Annotated in this window: 2 protein-coding genes; both read left to right on the top strand. The window is 58.0% G+C overall.

Annotated elements, in window-relative coordinates:
* A partial coding sequence (locus ABYT07_RS21035) for an ATP-binding cassette domain-containing protein (protein ID WP_372993942.1) occupies nucleotides 1–324 on the top strand: 324 nt, incomplete at its 5' end.
* A 13-nt stretch (nucleotides 325–337) separates the two neighbouring features.
* The coding region (locus tag ABYT07_RS21030; protein ID WP_372993941.1) for a glycosyltransferase family 4 protein at nucleotides 338–1468 on the top strand (1131 nt) is incomplete at its 3' end.

Raw genomic sequence — 1468 nt, 5'->3', positions numbered from 1 at the left:
GGCTCGGCCCTATCGGGGGGGCAGCGTCAGCGTATTGGACTTGCTCGGGCTCTTTACCGTACTCCCACCGTCATTATTCTGGACGAGGCAACATCGGCGTTGGACCTCAACACGCAGACCAAGATGTTGCAGGCGTTGTCTGACCTTCCACAGAATCCGACGGTTATTTCAGTGACCCATCAACTCGAACCCCTAGAATATGCCGATCGGTTGATCCTTCTGGAAAACGGGCGGATCTCGGCAGATGGCACGGTTGAAGATGTGTGGCGCTCCGAAGCATTTCACCGCATCACCCGCACCGGCGGCATTGACGGGGCCACATGAGGATTCATTCTTGATGTCTCTCCAGCCTAAAATTCGTGTAGCCTTTGGATCTGTCCCCAAGGATGCAGGGACCTTCACCTTCTACAGAAACCTGCGCCCTGCCCTGCTGGGCCACGGGATCGACCTGCGCTGTGTCAGCCTGGGCAGGGATGATGCCCATCTTTCCGAAGCTGATTATGTTGACGAGGGATGCCATCTTCTGGTTCCGCGCAGTTCCAGCCTGAAAAAGCAGGCACGTACTTTCACCGATTGGTGTGAGGCCGAACGCATAGATATCGTCATGGGCATCAACTCCGCCGGAATTTTGTCGGCGCTGCCGCATTTGCCAAGCCGTGTCCGGATCATGTCACGCTGTGCCAATGCCTTCGACCATGGGTACCGCATCACGATGTCAGGGCGCGAACGTCTGATGCGGATTATCGCTCTCAGCCCTCGGCTGCGCGACGACTTGGTCGCTGATTATGGCGCTGACCCGGATCGCATCGAGCTTATTCCAAACGGCATTGACCCGGTCAGGTTTGACGTTGCGGCAGCCCTCCCCCGTGGCCAAGGAGAGAAGCTTGAATTGGGCTTTCTCGGGCGGCTTGAGCATGGGCAGAAAGGTGTATTGCACCTGCCGGCAATCGTTGATGCGTTACACGCCCGCGAGGTACACTTCCGGCTGCGCATCGCGGGAAAAGGCCGGGACGGCGACCAACTGCACCATGCACTCGCCGCGCACGAAGCTGCGGGTCGAGTGGAGTTTCTTGGCGCGATTGGCCCTGACCAGATTCCTAATTTCTTAGCAGAGACAGATGTTTTTGTTTTCACCTCACGCTTTGAAGGCATGCCCAATGCACTGCTTGAAGCGATGATGGCAGGGTGTGTCCCGGTCTGTTTCAACATCAAGGGCATCACCGATTTCATGATCGAACCCGGGCTGACCGGCTCTCTCCACGACCAAGGGGATGCCGAGAAACTGGCAGACACGATCGCCGATTTGGCCCAAAACCGCGCCAAGCTACAGGCACAACACGAACGCGGTGCCCAGCAGGCCCGCGCGCGGTTCAGCAATGCCAAAGCTGCCAAAGCCTATGCGGCGCTTTTCCAAGCACTCATGCAGGAAACGCCGCCCGCTGTCGAACCCCGCCCTTGGCGCGATTTC

It is taken from the genome of Sulfitobacter sp., assembly GCF_041552635.1.
Classification (GTDB): domain Bacteria; phylum Pseudomonadota; class Alphaproteobacteria; order Rhodobacterales; family Rhodobacteraceae; genus Sulfitobacter.
This window is presented reverse-complemented; position numbering and strand designations above follow the sequence as displayed.